Raw genomic sequence first — 14,667 nt, forward strand, 5'->3', positions numbered from 1 at the left:
CCTTAGCCAAACACATGCGAGGGGCGGCGCAGCACCGGGTCGAACGGGTTGACCCGTTCGCCGATCGCCGCCGCCTCGCGCTTGAGCAAAGCCACCACAGTCGGCATGCGGTTAGGCCCAAGGCGGTCGCTGATGGTCGCCACGCTCAGCGCAGCCACAGCGTGGCCGTTGCGGTCGAGAATCGGCACAGCCAGGCCGGCCATACCGTCGAGTACCCCGGTATTGCGCCCGGCATACCCCAGGCTGCGCACATTGTCGATTTCGGCACGCAGCAGCACTTCGTCGTAATGGTGAAAGTCCTTCAGCCGCGGCAGGTTGTAACGGATCACCTCGTCACGTTCCTCTTCCGGCAGAAAGGCCAGGATCGCCAGGCTGCCCTGCCCCACGCCCAAGGCCACACGGCCGCCGATGTCGCCGGTAAAGGTGCGGATCGGGTAAGGCCCTTCGCTGCGGTCCAGGCACACGGCGTCAAACCCCGAACGTGCCAGCAGAAACAGCGAATCACCCAGCGAAGCCGACAGCCGCAGCAGGCTGGGGCGCACCACATCGCGCAAATTGCCGGCCTGCCCGGCCTTGGCCGCCAGGGCAAAGAAATCCAGGCTCAGGCGGTAGCGCTTGCTGGTCGCACACTGGTCGACCATGCCTTCTTCGATCAGGCTGCGCAGTAACCGGTGTGTGGTGGGCTGTGCCAGGCCAACCCGCTGGGCCAGCTGGCTGACCTTCTCGCCCTCGCCACCGCAGTCACCCAGCGCACGCAACACGGCGAACAAACGGGACACGGCACTGACGCCCACTTCCCTGGCCTGCTCATTTCGTTTATCGGAATCCATTTTTCGCTAAACCCCTTCAAATTTCATTGAGTGGAATAATTTCAAAATAGCTGTCACTCAGTGAAATTACCCTTTGTCGCCATCCTAATCATTGCCCTACTCTCCGGTCCATAGGGCGATATCACAACATCGGCCGCCGCCACAGAAGCGAGCGCCAACGTCCGTAAAAGCATTGCTTTTCGCCGCTGGCGCTCTGCCCACCCTGAAACTGCCGGTTTACCCCGGTTCCGTTTGCGATGGAGCACAGCCATGACCTTTCTGTTGATCGACAAACTCTGCAAGCGCTATGGCGCCACGGAGGCCGTGGCCAGTTCGTCACTGGCCATTGAAAAAGGCGAGTTTGTCTCCCTGCTCGGCCCTTCCGGCTGCGGCAAGACCACCACCCTGCAGATGATTGCCGGCTTCGTCGAGGTCACCAGTGGGCGCATCGTGCTCGATGGCCGCGACATCACCCACGCCAAACCAGCCAGCCGCGGCCTGGGCGTGGTGTTCCAGAGCTACGCGCTGTTCCCGCACATGACCGTGCGCGACAACGTTGCCTTTGGCCTGCGCATGCGCAAGGTGGCCAATGCCGACATCGCCCGCCGCGTCGACCAGGCGCTGGCGCTGGTGCGCCTGGACAAGCATGCCGACCGCTACCCACGGGAATTGTCCGGCGGCCAGCGCCAGCGTGTGGCACTGGCCCGCGCGCTGGTGATCGAACCGCCCGTGCTGCTGCTGGACGAGCCGCTGTCCAACCTGGACGCACACCTGCGCGAAGAAATGCAGTTCGAAATCTGCCGTATCCAGCATGAAGTCGGCATTACCACGCTGATGGTCACCCACGACCAGGCCGAAGCCTTGTCGATCAGCGACCGAGTGGTGGTGATGGAAGCCGGGCGCATCACCCAGGTCGATGACCCTTACCGCCTCTACGAACACCCGGGCACGCCGTTCATTTCCGACTTTGTCGGCAAGGCCAACCGCCTGCGTGGCGTCGCCGGCCCCGGCGGCCAACCGCAGGCAGCGCCCCAGGGGCCGCTGACCCTCAGCCTGCGCCCGGAAAAGATCAGCCTCGGCCCGGCGGGCAGCGGCAAACTGGCAGGGCGCATCAGCTGCCGCTACTTCCTCGGCAGCCAGTGGCTGTACCGCGTTGATACTGCCCTGGGCAACCTGGCCGTGGTCCGCGCCAACGATGGCAGCGCGCCGCTGGACGAAGGTGCACCGGTTGGCCTGGACTGGAACGATGCCCTGCTGCGGGTGCTGAACGCGGCCGAGGTGGCGGCATGAGTACGGCAAAACTGCGCAACAACGCCTGGGGCTACGGCCTGAGCAGCCCAGCCCTGCTGTTGTTCCTGGCCTTGCTGGTGATGCCGCTGGGGTTGACCGTGCTGCTGTCGTTCAACGCGTTCGACTACACCAGCGGCATCCAGGCCGGCCAGTACACCCTCAGCCATTACCTGAGCCTGGTGACCGACACCTATTACTACGAGATTTTCTTCCGCACCTTCTGGATCAGCGCCCTGGTCACCTTGCTGTGCGTGCTGATCGGCATCCCCGAGGCCATGGTGCTTAGCCGCATGGGCGCGCCGTGGCGCTCGATTTTTCTGATCCTGGTGCTGACCCCGCTGCTGATTTCGGTGGTGGTGCGCGCCTTCGGCTGGAGCCTGCTGCTGGGCTCTGACGGCCTGATCAACCAAGGTATCAGCGCCCTCGGCGGGCAGCCGGTCAAGCTGCTGTACACCCCGTTTGCGGTGATCATCGGCCTGGTCCACGTGATGCTGCCGTTCATGATCATCCCGGTATGGACCTCGCTGCAAAAGCTCGACCCGGCCGCCGAGCAAGCTGCACTGTCGCTGGGCGCCAGCCAGTGGACGGTGTTCCGTCGCATCGTGCTGCCACAGATCATGCCCGGCGTGCTGTCGGGCACGCTGATCGTGTTCGGCCTGGCGGCCAGCTCGTTCGCCATCCCCGGCCTGCTGGGCGGGCGCCGACTGAAGATGGTCGCCACCATGATTTACGACCAGTACCTGGCCGAACTGAACTGGCCGATGGGCGCCACCATCGCGGTCGCCCTGCTGCTGATCAACCTGCTGGTGATGCTCAGCTGGAACCGGCTGGTGGAACGCCGCTACAAACGCGCACTTGGAGTTTGAACCCATGACCCGTAACGGCCCGCTGGCCCTGTCTTTTCACGCCCTGGTGATGCTGTTCATGCTCGCCCCGCTGGTGGTGGTGTGCCTGGTGGCATTCACCCCGGAAAACACCCTGAGCCTGCCCACCGCCGGCTTCTCGCTGCGCTGGTTCAGCGCCGTGTTCGAGCGCGCCGACTTCCTTGACGCGTTCTACAACAGCCTGAAACTCGCCGCCCTAGCGGCCTCGCTGGCCACCCTGATCGCCGTGCCCGCAGGCCTGGCGCTGACCCGCTACAGCTTCCCGGGCCAGGGCTTTGTCAACGGCCTGCTGCTGTCACCCATCATCATCCCGCACCTGGTGCTGGGTGTGGCCCTGCTGCGGCTGTTCGCCTTGCTTGGGGTCAATGGCAGCTTCGCCTGGCTGGTATTCGCCCATGTGGTGGTGATTACCCCCTACGTGCTGCGCCTGGTGCTGGCTGCCGCCATTGGCATCGACCGCAGCGCCGAGCAGGCCGCACAGAGCCTGGGCGCAGGCCGGGTCACGCTGTTCTGCAAAGTGACGCTGCCGATGATCTTGCCAGGGGTGGCCGGTGGCTGGCTGCTGGCGTTCATCAACAGCTTCGACGAAGTCACGCTGTCGATCTTCGTCACCTCACCCGCCACACAGACCCTGCCCGTGCGCATGTACGTATACGCCACCGAATCGATCGACCCGATGATGGCCGCCGTTTCGGCGCTGGTGATCGCCGTCACCGCCCTGACCATGGTCGCCCTGGACCGGGTTTACGGCCTGGACCGCGTACTGGTGGGCAAGCAATGACAAGGAATGCCCCGATGCCCCTGTTCAAGCGCGTGGCCGAGCACGACCGCGAGCCGCTGCCCTTTTTGCTCGACGGCCAGCCAGCCCAGGGCATGAACGGCGACACCCTGCTGACCGCCATCCTGACCAACGCCACGCACCTGCGCGGCAGCGACTTCAACGCCGAGCCGCGCGCCGGTTTCTGCCTGATGGGCGCCTGCCAGGACTGTTGGGTACGCCTGCAGGATGGGCGCCGGGTGCGCGCCTGCTCGACCTTTCTGGAAGCCGGCCAGTGCATCACCCGCGACCCGGGGCGCCGGCCATGACTGCAATCGTGATCATCGGTGCCGGCCCCGCCGGCATCCGCGCCGCGCAAACCCTGGTGGCCCATGGCGTGCGCCCGGTGCTGCTGGACGAAGCCAGCCGCGGTGGTGGGCAGATCTACCGCCAGCAGCCGGCCAACTTTCACCGGTCGGCCAACGCGTTGTACGGCTTCGAGGCCGGCAAGGCGCAATCCGTGCACACCACCCTTGAGCAACTGCGCGGGCAACTCGACTACCGCCCGGATACCTTGGTGTGGAACGCCGAGCAGCAGGTGCTGGACACCTTGCAGCAGGGTGAGTTGGCCGACCGCCTCGCGTTCGACCGGGTGATTGTCGCCACCGGCGCCACCGACCGCGTGTTGCCGATCCCCGGCTGGACCTTGCCTGGGGTCTATACCTTGGGCGCCGCACAGATTGCCCTGAAGTTCCAGGGCTGCGCCATCGGCGAGCGGGTGGTGCTGGCAGGCAGTGGGCCGCTGTTGTACCTGGTGGCCTATCAGTACGCCAAAGCCGGCGCCACGGTCAGCGCAGTGCTCGACACCTCGCCGTTCAGCGCCCAGGTACGTGCCCTGCCACGCCTGCTGCTGCAGCCGGGCACCTTTGCCAAAGGCCTTTACTACCGCACCTGGCTTGCCCGCAAAGGCATACCGGTGCACCAGGGCGTAACCCTGCTCGGCATTGACGGCGAACAACGCGCCAGCGGCGTTCGCTGGTCACTCAACGGTCAGCAGCATCAACTGCCCTGCGACGCCGTGGCCTTCGCCCACGCCCTGCGCAGCGAAACCCAGCTGGCCGACCTGCTGGGCTGCGAGTTTGCCTGGAACACCCTCAACCGCGCCTGGCTACCGGTACGTGACCCCCAGGGCCGCGCCAGCAGCCCCGGCGTGTACCTGGCGGGCGACGGTGCCGGCATTCTGGGTGCCGATGGTGCGGAGATGACCGGCGAACTGGCAGCCCTGACGCTGCTGGCCGACCTCGGCAAACCTGGCAACCCGCAACGCCAGCGGCAGCTGGAAAAGCGCTTGGCCACGTTGCAGCGCTTTCGTCAGGGCCTGGAGCAAGCCTTCCCGTTCCCCGAACAATGGGCCAGCCAAGCCTCCGACCAGCTGACCGTGTGCCGTTGCGAGCAGGTCAGCGCCGGGGAAATCCGCGCTACCGTGCGCGCCGGGCACTGGGAAATCAACCGGGTCAAGGCCATGTGCCGGGTCGGCATGGGCCGCTGCCAAGGCCGTGTGTGCGGCGCCGCTGCCGCCGAGCTGATCGCCTGCGAAAGCGGTCGGCCCCTTGATCAGGTCGGGCGCTTGCGCGGCCAGGCACCGGTCAAGCCGCTGCCCTTTGGTCTGGAGATAAAGCCATGAGGCTGCTTGAAGTGGACGCCATCATCGTCGGTGGCGGCATCGTCGGCAGCAGCGCTGCCTTGACCCTGGCCCGTGCTGGCCAGCACGTGGCGCTGCTGGAGCGCGACTTCTGCGGCTCGCATTCCAGCGGGGTGAACTACGGCGGCGTGCGCCGTCAGGGACGCTCGCTGGCCCAGCTGCCGTTGTCGATGCGCGCCCATGCCATCTGGGGGCAGCTGCGCGAATGGATCGGCATCGACGGCGAGTACGCCCGCAGCGGCCACCTGAAGCTGGCCCGTAGCGAAACCGATTTCGATGCCCTGAAGGCCTATGCACGCCGTACCCAGGCCTTTGACCTGCGCCTGCAACTGCTGGAGCGCCGCGAGCTGCGCCAGCGCTTCCCCTGGGTGGGCGACATCGCCGTCGGTGCCTCGTATTGCCCCGAGGATGGCCACGCCAACCCTCGCCTTGTATCGCCGGCGTTCGCCCAGGCGGCCCGGCACAGCGGTGCCGAGGTGCACGAGCAGTGCAAGGTGCTTGATGTGGACCACGACGGCCAGCGCTTCAGCGTGCACACCAGCAACGGCCAGTGCTTCGAGGCACCCTGGCTGTTGAACTGCGCCGGCGCCTGGTCGGCGCAGCTGGCCGAACAGTTCGGCGAACCGGTGCCTCTCACCGCCGCCCACCCGGCCATGCTGGTCACCGAGCCGCTGCCGCTGTTCATGACCGCCAGCACCGGGGTCGAAGGCGGCGGTATCTACGCCCGCCAGGTAGCGCGCGGCAACTGCGTGCTCGGCGGCGGGCGCGGCTTTGCCCTGACCCCGACCACCGCACGCCCGGGCCAGGCCGCCGTGCTCGACATATTGCGCAACGCCACCGAACTGTACCCGGCCCTGGCCGGCGCCCAGGCCATCCGCACCTGGAGCGGCACCGAAGGCTACCTGCCCGACGACGAACCGGTGCTTGGCCCCAGCCTGCACCAACCCGGCCTGCTGCACGGCTTCGGCTTTGCCGGCGCGGGTTTCCAGATTGGCCCGGCGGCGGGTGAAGCACTGGCGCAATGCATCCTGCAGGGCGCACCCGCCATCAGCCTCGCGGCCTTTTCCATCCACCGTTTTCAGCCCAACCACCACCACAAGGAAAACCTGTCATGACGCACAAGCAACGTTTGCTCGCCCTGTTCTGCACCGTGCCCGGCCTGTTCGCCTGCCTGCCCGCCATGGCCCAACCCACGCTGTACCTGGGCATGAACGGCGGCACCATGGAACGGCTGTTCAGCGACAACATCCTGCCCCGGTTCGAGAAGGCCAACGATGTAAAGGTGGTGATCGTGCCCGGTACGTCGGCCGACATCCTGGCCAAGGTCCAGGCTACACCGAACAAGCCGTCGATCCATGTGATGGTGCTGGATGACGGCATCATGTACCGCGCCATTGGCATGGGGCTGTGCAGCACGCTCAAGCCAAACCCGACCCTGGCCCAGCTGCCGGAAAAGGCCCTGATCAAGGACAAGGCCGCCGCCGTCAGCCTGGGGGTAACCGGGCTGGCCTACAACAGCCGCCTGTTCAAGGAAAAGGGCTGGGCCGCACCCACCTCGTGGAATGACCTGGCCGACCCGCGCTTCAAAGACAAGGTGGTGTTCCAGTCGATGGCCTCGTCCACTTTCGGCCTGCACGGTTTCCTGATGTACAACCGCCTGCACGGCGGCACCGATACCGACGTCAACCCGGGCTTCGCTGCCTGGAAGCAGAACGTTGGCCCGAACGTGCTGGAGTACATCCCCAACTCGGCCAAGCTCTCGGAAATGGTGCAAACCGACGAAGCCGCGCTGTTCCCGCTCACCCCCACCCAGGTGACGGCACTGAAGCTCAAAGGCATCCCGGTGGAGTACGCAGCGCCCAAGGAAGGCGCCGTGGTGCTCAACCAGGCCGAATGCGTCACCGCCAACAACGACCAGCCGGAGCTTGCGCAAAAGCTCGCCGAATTCCTGCTGAGCCCCGAAGCGCAGGCACCGGCTCTGGAGCTGGGTGACCAGATCCCGTCCAACCCCAACACCCCGACCAGCGACAAGACCCGTGGTCAGGTCGAGGCCATGCAGACCTACCTGCAAACGGCCGTGACCATCGACTGGGACCAGGTCAACACCCAACGTCCGGAATGGAACGCCCGCTGGAATCGCCAGATCGAGCGATAGGCCGAGGCCACCTGGCCCGCTGTCGGCACCTCGGGTGCCGGTCGGCGGGCGCACCACCCGCTTGAGCCCTCTGTAAACGTACGAATGCTCTGCCCTGCACAGGCGCGGACAGGGCTTCTGCACGCCTGCAAAACGGCTCAGGCACCCCTTGCATCACGCTGCCACCTAACTAGAACAAGCAAACGGAGCATGAAATGAGCATCAACACACTCGGCGTCACCGCCCTTTTGCTGGCGTCTGCCAGCCCCTTGCTGCAGGCCAGCGAGCAGTCCGAATCGGCAGGTTTCATCGAAGGCAGCAAGCTGTCTGTCAAGGCACGCAACATGTACATGCAGCGTGACAACCGCGCCAGCGGCGCACGGCAAAACTACGGCGAGGAATGGGCCCAGGGCTTTGTCGGTACCTTTCAGTCCGGCTTCACCCAAGGCTCCGTCGGCTTTGGCATCGACCTGATCGGCCAGTACGCCTTCAAGCTCGACACGGGTGACGGCCGCACGGGGGGCGGTACGGGCTTGCTGGAGCAGGACAGCCATGGCGCCAAGCAAGACATGAGCAAAGCCGGCGCAGTGCTGAAAATGCGCGCGTCCAACACCGTGCTCAAATACGGCACGCAGGTAATGGCAGTGCCTGTGCTGGCCACCTCCGACAGCCGCCTGCTGCCGGAAACCGTCGACGGCTTCTCGCTCACCAGCAAGGAAATCCGCAATCTGCAGTTGGACGCGGGGCACTTCACCGGCCTGACCAACCGCAACCAGTCATCCCGCGACAGCGGGCGCATGACCGCCGTGGACTACCTGGGCGGGGTGTACACGTTCAATGAGCGGCTCTCCAGCAGCCTGTACTACGCCAAAACTGCCGAGCACTTTCGCAAGTACTACGTGAACACCCGCTACCTGTTGCCGCTGGGTTCCGCCCAGTCGCTGAAGTTCGACTTCAACGCCTACGACACGCAAAGCATCGGCCAGGCCCGCAGTGGCGACCTGGACAACCGCATCTGGAGCCTGGGCGGTACCTGGACGCTGGGCGCTCATGCCTTCACCCTGGCCTACCAGAAGGTGTCCGGTACCGGCGACTACGTGTACGGGCCAGACGGCAACGCGGTCTACAACTTTGCCAACTCGGTGCAGTACTCGGACTTCGACTACGAGAACGAAAAGTCCTGGCAGGCCCGTTACGACCTGAACATGGCCGCTTATGGCGTACCAGGGCTGAGCTTCATGACCCGCTATGTGAAAGGTACCGACTTCAAGAGCGGCACCGGCGGCGACCTGGACGGCAAGGCCTGGGAGCGTGACGTTGAAGTGCGCTATGTGGTGCAGGCCGGCGTAGCCAAGGACTTGTCGTTCCGGGTGCGGCAGGCCAGCTACCGTAGCTCGGAGCGAGGTGGCCAGATTGATGAAGTACGGGTGATTACCGAGTATCCGCTCAATATTTTCTAAGGGCATGTACTGCCCGCTCCTAAAGGATTGTGCAAGCCCGGCACCCTGCACGATACCTGTGGGAGCGGGCTTGCCCGGGAAGAAGGCAACGCAATTCCCCAGCCATGCCGCCTCAAGCCATCACTGGCTGCAACAACGCCTGCGCCTCATACAGCGTCGGCAGATACCGCAGCCGAATTTCATCCACGCTCAGGCGCGAAGCATGGGTCGTGATGGTGAGCGTTGCTTTCAACTGCCCGGCCCGATCCAGCAGCGGTACCCCCAACACACGCATCCCCATCTCATATTCCTGGTCGACCATGCAAAAGCCCTGCGTTTTCACCCGCAGCAACTCCGCCTCCAGCAGCCCACGGTCAGCCTGTGTATAAGGCGTCAGTGCCCGCAGTGGGTTGCGTGCAAAGTAGTCATCCCGCTCGTGTTCATCCAGCCAGGCCAGCCATATCCGCCCCCCCGCCGTGCAATACATCGGCACCCGCGAGCCTGGCCTGATCGACAACGACGCCACGTGGCTGTAGCGGCTGCGCACCAAGTGGATGATCTCGTCACCATCGCGGGTGCCCACTGATACATGCTCCTGGGTTTGCCGCGCCACCTGCTCGACAATCGGCCGCAGCATGCGCGGCAGTTGCGCCGAGTCGACATACGCCTGGCCAAGGCGCAACGCCTTGGGCGTCAGCCAGTACTCGCGGCTGTCGGTTTCGGCAAAGCCCTCATGCACCAAAGTCAGTAGAAAGCGCCGGGCGGCGCTGGGCGTAAGGCCAGACAGCCTGGCCGCCTGCGGCACGCTCAGGCGTGGCTGCTCGGCGCTGAACAGTTGCATCAGGGCCAGGCCTTTCTGCAAGCCGGCAATCAGGTCACGGGGGTGAATGGCGGGGGTGTTCATGCCTTCAACTCGCTAGCAGGGAGAAAAACAGCCGATTACCGCGATAACCGGAACATGACTGCGATTATCGCACTAAACCACCGACTAGCGCATTGTTGCCCACACCCCGCTGCTTCACGCTTACCGCCATAACAACGCCAATAAGGAGGTCAGCATGATTCGTGGTTCAACTGAACTGGTCGCCATCGTCGGTTCGCCCATCGCCCAGGTGAAGTCCCCGGAAAACTTCAACACCTGGTTCACCCACAACAACTGCAACCTCGCCATGCTGCCCATCGACCTGCACCAGGCGGCGCTGGACAGCTTTGCCGGCACCCTGCGCGGCTGGCAAAACCTGCGCGGCTGCGTGATCACCGTGCCGTACAAGCAGGCCCTGGCCAACCGCCTGGACAGCCTGAGCGAACGTGCGGCGGCACTGGGGTCGGTCAATGTGATACGCCGCGAGCGCGACGGGCGCTTGCTGGGCGACAACGTGGACGGCGCCGGCTTCCTGGGCGCTGCGCGCAAGCATGGCTTCAAACCGACGGGCAAGCGGGCATTGGTGATCGGTTGCGGCGGTGTTGGCAGTGCCATCGCCTATGCGCTGGGCGAGGCAGGCATTGCCAGCATTACCCTCAGCGACCCCAGCACAACGCGCATGGGTGCGGTGTGCGAACTGCTCGGCAATGCCTTCCCAGGGCTTACGGTCAGCACGCAGTTCAGTGGGCTGGAAGACTTCGACCTGGTGGCCAACGCCTCCCCGGTCGGCATGGGCACAAGCGCCGAGCTGCCACTGCCCGCCGCCCTGCTGGCTACCCTGCAACCCGACACCCTGGTGGCCGACGTGGTCACGTCGCCCGAGATCACCCCACTGCTGAACCGCGCGCGGCAAGTCGGCTGCCCGATCCAGACCGGCCCGGAAATGGCCTACGCCCAACTCGGCCACCTTGGCGCCTTCATGGGCGTGACGCCGCTGGAGATCTGAAGCCATGGCGACCCTTGAACACACACAACACAGCGTTGACCTGGTGGTACTGGGCAGTGGCGCCGGCGGCTTGGCTGCGGCTGCCACCGCGGCCTGCCGCGGGCTGAAGGTACTGGTCGTGGAAAAGGCCGAACGCTTTGGCGGCACCTCGGCGATTTCCGGCGGTGCGGTATGGCTGTACGGCACCGATCAGGCCCGGGACGCGGGTGCCAAGGACTCCCCCGAGGCCATGCGCACCTACCTCAAACACGTCATCGGTGACGGCTACGACCCCATGTTGGGCGACGCCTTCATCGAGCATGGGCACCAGGCGCTGCGCTGGCTGGAACAGCACACCGAACTGCGCTACGCCTTGCGCCCGCACTCGCCCGACTATTACCCGGATGCACCCGGCGCCACGCAGTTCGGCCGGGCTCTGGAAATGGTCGAGTACGACGGCAAGCACCTCGGCCAGCGCTTCAAGGACCTGCAGATGCCACCGCCCGGCATGCTGCTGTTCGGCGGCATGATGGTCAACCGCGTGGATATCCAGCATTTTCTCAGTATTCGCCGCTCGCCCAGTTCGCTGTGGCATTGCCTGAAACTGATGGCGCGCTACGCGCGGGACCGCCTGCAGCACCCGCGTGGCACTCGGCTTACCACCGGCAACGCCTTGATCGCCCGCCTGGCCACCAGTGCCTTCGCCCATGGCACGCAACTGTGGTTGCGCAGCGAAGCCGAAGCGCTGATCGTCGAGCACGGCGTGGTGACCGGCGTGGTTGTACTGCACGAGGGCCGACGTCAGCGGGTAATGGCACGTGGCGGCGTGGTGTGCGCCATGGGCGGGTTCGCTGCAGGCGCACTGGCCGCCAGCTACCGCCCCGCACAAGCGGCGCCGCACCTGACCATGTCGCCCGCCAGCAACGACGGTGCCGCCCTGCGCCTTGGTCAGGCGGTGTCGGCCGCCGAGGGCGAAGGCCTGGCGGCCAACTTCTTCTGGGCGCCGGTTTCCGAACGGCGCCATGCCGATGGCCAGCGAGAGCGCTTCCCGCACCTGGTCACCGACCGTGCCAAACCTGGCGTGATTGCGGTAGACCCGGCCGGGCGGCGCTTCGTCAACGAGTCCGACTCCTACCACCACTTCGTGCAGACCATGTTCGCCAACGGCATTGCCAGCTGCTGGCTGGTGTGCGATGCCGAGGCGATGAACCGTTATGGGCTCGGCCTGGCGCGGCCGAAGCCTGTGAACAACCAGGCATTGATCGACGCCGGCTACCTGTACCGGGCCGCTACACCGCAAGCCCTGGCCCAGGCCATTGGCGTAGAGCCCAAAGTGTTCGCGCAAACCCTCGAGCAGTTCAACACGGATGCCCGCAATGGCATCGACCGTGCGTTCGGCAAAGGCGGCAACAGCTACAACCGCTACATGGGCGACCCGCAACACACGCCCAACCCCTGCCTAGCGCCGTTGAGCAACGGGCCGTTCTACGCCATCCGCATTCACACCGGCGACCTCGGGTCGGCCCGTGGCCTGGTGACCAACGCCGATGCCAATGTGCTTGACCGAAGCGGCCAGCCGATTGCCGGGCTGTATGCGGTCGGCAACGACATGAACTCACTGATGAAGGGCACCTACCCCGGCCCCGGCATCACCCTGGGCCCTGCCCTCACCTTCGGCTGGCTCGCTGCCAACCACATCACCGCGCGCCTGCAGGCGCCGGCCACCCATACGGAGACCCCGGCATGTACTACGAACTGAGAACCTACACCCTCGACCCACTGAAAATGGCCGACTGGCTAGCCCTGTACCAAAGCCATGCGCTGGAAGTGCAAAGCGAACACCTGGGTAACCTGGTCGGCTTTTTCACCAGCGAGTTCGGCGACGTCAACCAGGTGGTGCACATCTGGGGCTATGCCAGCCTCGACGATCGCATCGCACGGCGTACAGCCATGGCAGCGGACCCGCGCTGGGCAGCGTTTTCGCGGCTTAACCGCGAGCTCGGGGCCGTTGTGCGCCTGCAATCGCGGCTGTTGCGGCCCACCGGTTTTTCGCCGCTGCAGTAAAGCGCGCCATCCTCTACCAACGCCTGAGCGGAACCCCTTCATGCACCCCCTCGAATGTGACGTACTCGTCATTGGCTCCGGCGCTTCGGGCCTGGCTGCCGCCGTAACCGCCGCGCATCACGGCCTGCAGGTGATCGTTGCGGAAAAAGCCCGCCAGCTGGGCGGCACCAGCGCCTGGTCGGGGGGCTGGTTGTGGATACCGCGTAACCCGCTGGCCATCGCCGAAGGCATCGTCGAAGCCGACGATGCCCCAGAGCGCTACCTGCGTGCGCAAACCCACACCCACGAACTGGACACGCGTCAACGTGCGTTCCTGCGCCATGGCCCGGAAATGGTGGCGTTTTTCCAACAGCACACGGCGGTCCAGTTCCAGAGTGGCAGCCGCATGCCCGACATGCGTGAAGGCGATGGCAGTGCACACGGCGGGCGCTCACTGTGTGCCCTGCCCTACGACGGGCGCCAGCTCGGGCCTTGTCTGCACACATTACGCCCACCGCTGGACATCGTCAGCCTGGCCGGCATGGGCATTGCCGGTGGCACCGACATGGCCGCCTTCTTCAACGCCACCCGCTCGGCCAAGGCGGCGCTGCATGTCAGCAAGCGCCTGCTGCGCCATGGGCGAGACCTGCTGCTGCATCGTCGCGGCCAGCAGTTGGTCAACGGCAACGCGCTGGTGGCGCGCCTGCTGCGCAGCGCCTTGGACCTCGATGTGACACTGCTGACCAACAAACCGGCCAGCCACCTGCTGGGCGAAGGCCGGGTCAGTGGCGCACTGTTTGCCGACGGCCAGGTCATCCAGGCACGCCGTGGTGTGGTGTTGGCCTGCGGTGGCTTCCCACATGATCGCCAGCGCATCGCGCAACTGATGCCGCATGCGCCGCAGGGTGACCAGCACTACTCCGCAGCACCCAAGGAAAACAGCGGCGACGGCCTGCGGTTGGGTGAACAAGCCGGTGGCCTGGTCAGTACGGCACTGGCCCAGGCTGGGGCCTGGGCACCTGTATCGAAGGTGCCACGCGGCGATGGCAGTTTCGGCCATTTCCCGCACCTGATCGACCGCGCCAAACCTGGCTTCATCGCGGTACGTCGCGATGGCCGACGCTTCGTCAACGAAGCCGATTGCTACCATGACTTCATGAACGCACTGTTCGCCGCTACACCGCACGGCGAAGCACCTGAAGCCTGGCTGATCTGCGACCACGCAGCACAACGCCGCTATGGCATTGGCTGGGCCAAGCCCTTTCCGTTCCCTACCCGCTTCTATCAACGCCGTGGCTACTTGCACAGTAGCGCCAGCCTGACGGAGCTGGCGCAGCGCTGCGGGATCGACGCCGCGCAGCTGCAGCGCACGGTGCACGACTTCAACCGGCATGCAGCCCAAGGTGAGGACCCCGTATTCCAGCGTGGCGCATCGGCCTACAACCGGGCTCAGGGCGATCCGTTGCAAGCCCCCAACCCGTCGCTGCGGCCCTTGCGGCACGGGCCGTTTCACGCCGTGAAGCTACTGCCGGGCAGCCTGGGCACCTTCGCCGGGCTGGGCACCGACGCCTCGGCCCGAGTGCTGGACCACGCTGGGCAGCCGATACCCGGGTTGTTTGCGGTGGGCAACGACATGCACAGCGTGATGGGTGGGCACTACCCCAGCGGTGGCATTACCCTTGGGCCGGGGATGACCTTCGGGTATCTGGCCGGCAGGGCGTTGAGCGGCGTGGCCTCGGCATGACCTCAGCGAGGCATGGCG

14 protein-coding genes are annotated in these 14,667 nt (G+C 65.5%); 12 read left to right on the forward strand and 2 right to left on the reverse strand.

What is annotated here, in order from left to right; all coding sequences use genetic code 11:
• Window positions 1-2: 2 nt before the first annotated feature.
• Window positions 3-830: an IclR family transcriptional regulator gene (locus QQ992_RS15600; protein ID WP_025753220.1), complete on the reverse strand. Its 828-nt coding sequence runs from the start codon at window positions 828-830 to the stop codon at window positions 3-5.
• Window positions 831-1,079: 249 nt separating this feature from the next.
• On the opposite strand from QQ992_RS15600, the gene QQ992_RS15605 reads away from it, so the two are divergent.
• The 8 genes from QQ992_RS15605 (at window position 1,080) to QQ992_RS15640 (ending at window position 9,036) form a co-directional block, all read left to right on the forward strand.
• Window positions 1,080-2,099: an ABC transporter ATP-binding protein gene (locus QQ992_RS15605; RefSeq protein ID WP_286110193.1), complete on the forward strand. Its 1,020-nt coding sequence runs from the start codon at window positions 1,080-1,082 to the stop codon at window positions 2,097-2,099.
• Complete coding sequence (locus QQ992_RS15610; RefSeq protein WP_019099339.1) at window positions 2,096-2,965, forward strand: ABC transporter permease; 870 nt, start codon at window positions 2,096-2,098, stop codon at window positions 2,963-2,965. The genes QQ992_RS15605 and QQ992_RS15610 overlap by 4 nt, the downstream gene beginning before the upstream one ends.
• 4 nt (window positions 2,966-2,969) lie before the next feature.
• Window positions 2,970-3,764, forward strand: coding sequence for an ABC transporter permease (locus tag QQ992_RS15615; protein ID WP_016714351.1), 795 nt, complete (start codon window positions 2,970-2,972; stop codon window positions 3,762-3,764).
• Between the two features lie 14 nt (window positions 3,765-3,778).
• The gene (locus QQ992_RS15620) at window positions 3,779-4,069 is read left to right on the forward strand and encodes a (2Fe-2S)-binding protein (protein ID WP_060499212.1); all 291 of its coding nucleotides are present in this window, start codon (window positions 3,779-3,781) and stop codon (window positions 4,067-4,069) included.
• A complete protein-coding gene (locus tag QQ992_RS15625) occupies window positions 4,066-5,424 on the forward strand; it encodes an FAD/NAD(P)-dependent oxidoreductase (protein ID WP_286110194.1) in 1,359 nt (452 codons plus the stop codon). The genes QQ992_RS15620 and QQ992_RS15625 overlap by 4 nt, the downstream gene beginning before the upstream one ends.
• Window positions 5,421-6,557, forward strand: a complete 1,137-nt coding sequence (locus tag QQ992_RS15630) for an NAD(P)/FAD-dependent oxidoreductase (RefSeq protein WP_286110195.1) — start codon at window positions 5,421-5,423, stop codon at window positions 6,555-6,557. The genes QQ992_RS15625 and QQ992_RS15630 overlap by 4 nt, the downstream gene beginning before the upstream one ends.
• Entirely contained in the window at window positions 6,554-7,597 is a 1,044-nt protein-coding gene (locus QQ992_RS15635) for a polyamine ABC transporter substrate-binding protein (RefSeq protein WP_019099336.1), read from the forward strand. The genes QQ992_RS15630 and QQ992_RS15635 overlap by 4 nt, the downstream gene beginning before the upstream one ends.
• Window positions 7,598-7,791: 194 nt before the next feature.
• Complete coding sequence (locus QQ992_RS15640) at window positions 7,792-9,036, forward strand: OprD family porin (RefSeq protein ID WP_286110196.1); 1,245 nt, start codon at window positions 7,792-7,794, stop codon at window positions 9,034-9,036.
• 112 nt (window positions 9,037-9,148) lie between these two features.
• On the opposite strand, the gene QQ992_RS15645 is transcribed toward QQ992_RS15640, so the two are convergent.
• Window positions 9,149-9,919 (reverse strand): IclR family transcriptional regulator domain-containing protein, encoded by a 771-nt coding sequence (locus QQ992_RS15645; RefSeq protein ID WP_286110197.1) that lies wholly within the window; start codon window positions 9,917-9,919, stop codon window positions 9,149-9,151.
• A 154-nt stretch (window positions 9,920-10,073) separates the two neighbouring features.
• Here QQ992_RS15645 and QQ992_RS15650 point away from each other — a divergent pair, with 154 nt between their 5' ends.
• From QQ992_RS15650 to QQ992_RS15665, 4 genes are read left to right on the forward strand one after another with little or no spacing between them, the layout of a single operon-like run.
• A complete protein-coding gene (locus QQ992_RS15650) occupies window positions 10,074-10,883 on the forward strand; it encodes a shikimate dehydrogenase family protein (protein WP_286110198.1) in 810 nt (269 codons plus the stop codon).
• Window positions 10,884-10,887: 4 nt separating this feature from the next.
• A complete protein-coding gene (locus QQ992_RS15655) occupies window positions 10,888-12,621 on the forward strand; it encodes an FAD-dependent oxidoreductase (protein ID WP_286110199.1) in 1,734 nt (577 codons plus the stop codon).
• Window positions 12,606-12,926, forward strand: coding sequence for an NIPSNAP family protein (locus QQ992_RS15660; protein WP_284354596.1), 321 nt, complete (start codon window positions 12,606-12,608; stop codon window positions 12,924-12,926). The genes QQ992_RS15655 and QQ992_RS15660 overlap by 16 nt, the downstream gene beginning before the upstream one ends.
• A 40-nt stretch (window positions 12,927-12,966) precedes the next feature.
• A complete protein-coding gene (locus tag QQ992_RS15665) occupies window positions 12,967-14,649 on the forward strand; it encodes an FAD-dependent oxidoreductase (RefSeq protein ID WP_286110200.1) in 1,683 nt (560 codons plus the stop codon).
• Window positions 14,650-14,667 lie beyond the last annotated feature (18 nt).

The organism is Pseudomonas kurunegalensis (genome assembly GCF_030291635.1).
Taxonomy (GTDB): domain Bacteria; phylum Pseudomonadota; class Gammaproteobacteria; order Pseudomonadales; family Pseudomonadaceae; genus Aquipseudomonas; species Aquipseudomonas monteilii.

Bases quoted from the DNA above. Each gene is read 5' to 3' on its own strand.
- QQ992_RS15660 (WP_284354596.1), top strand. From the start codon at position 12,606: ATGTACTACGAACTGAGAACCTACACCCTCGACCCACTGAAAATGGCC.
- QQ992_RS15650 (WP_286110198.1), top strand. From the start codon at position 10,074: ATGATTCGTGGTTCAACTGAACTGGTCGCCATCGTCGGTTCGCCCATC.
- QQ992_RS15665 (WP_286110200.1), top strand. From the start codon at position 12,967: ATGCACCCCCTCGAATGTGACGTACTCGTCATTGGCTCCGGCGCTTCG.
- QQ992_RS15635 (WP_019099336.1), top strand. From the start codon at position 6,554: ATGACGCACAAGCAACGTTTGCTCGCCCTGTTCTGCACCGTGCCCGGC.
- QQ992_RS15620 (WP_060499212.1), top strand. From the start codon at position 3,779: ATGCCCCTGTTCAAGCGCGTGGCCGAGCACGACCGCGAGCCGCTGCCC.
- QQ992_RS15625 (WP_286110194.1), top strand. From the start codon at position 4,066: ATGACTGCAATCGTGATCATCGGTGCCGGCCCCGCCGGCATCCGCGCC.
- QQ992_RS15640 (WP_286110196.1), top strand. From the start codon at position 7,792: ATGAGCATCAACACACTCGGCGTCACCGCCCTTTTGCTGGCGTCTGCC.
- QQ992_RS15630 (WP_286110195.1), top strand. From the start codon at position 5,421: ATGAGGCTGCTTGAAGTGGACGCCATCATCGTCGGTGGCGGCATCGTC.
- QQ992_RS15600 (WP_025753220.1), bottom strand. From the start codon at position 830: ATGGATTCCGATAAACGAAATGAGCAGGCCAGGGAAGTGGGCGTCAGT.
- QQ992_RS15655 (WP_286110199.1), top strand. From the start codon at position 10,888: ATGGCGACCCTTGAACACACACAACACAGCGTTGACCTGGTGGTACTG.
- QQ992_RS15645 (WP_286110197.1), bottom strand. From the start codon at position 9,919: ATGAACACCCCCGCCATTCACCCCCGTGACCTGATTGCCGGCTTGCAG.
- QQ992_RS15615 (WP_016714351.1), top strand. From the start codon at position 2,970: ATGACCCGTAACGGCCCGCTGGCCCTGTCTTTTCACGCCCTGGTGATG.
- QQ992_RS15605 (WP_286110193.1), top strand. From the start codon at position 1,080: ATGACCTTTCTGTTGATCGACAAACTCTGCAAGCGCTATGGCGCCACG.
- QQ992_RS15610 (WP_019099339.1), top strand. From the start codon at position 2,096: ATGAGTACGGCAAAACTGCGCAACAACGCCTGGGGCTACGGCCTGAGC.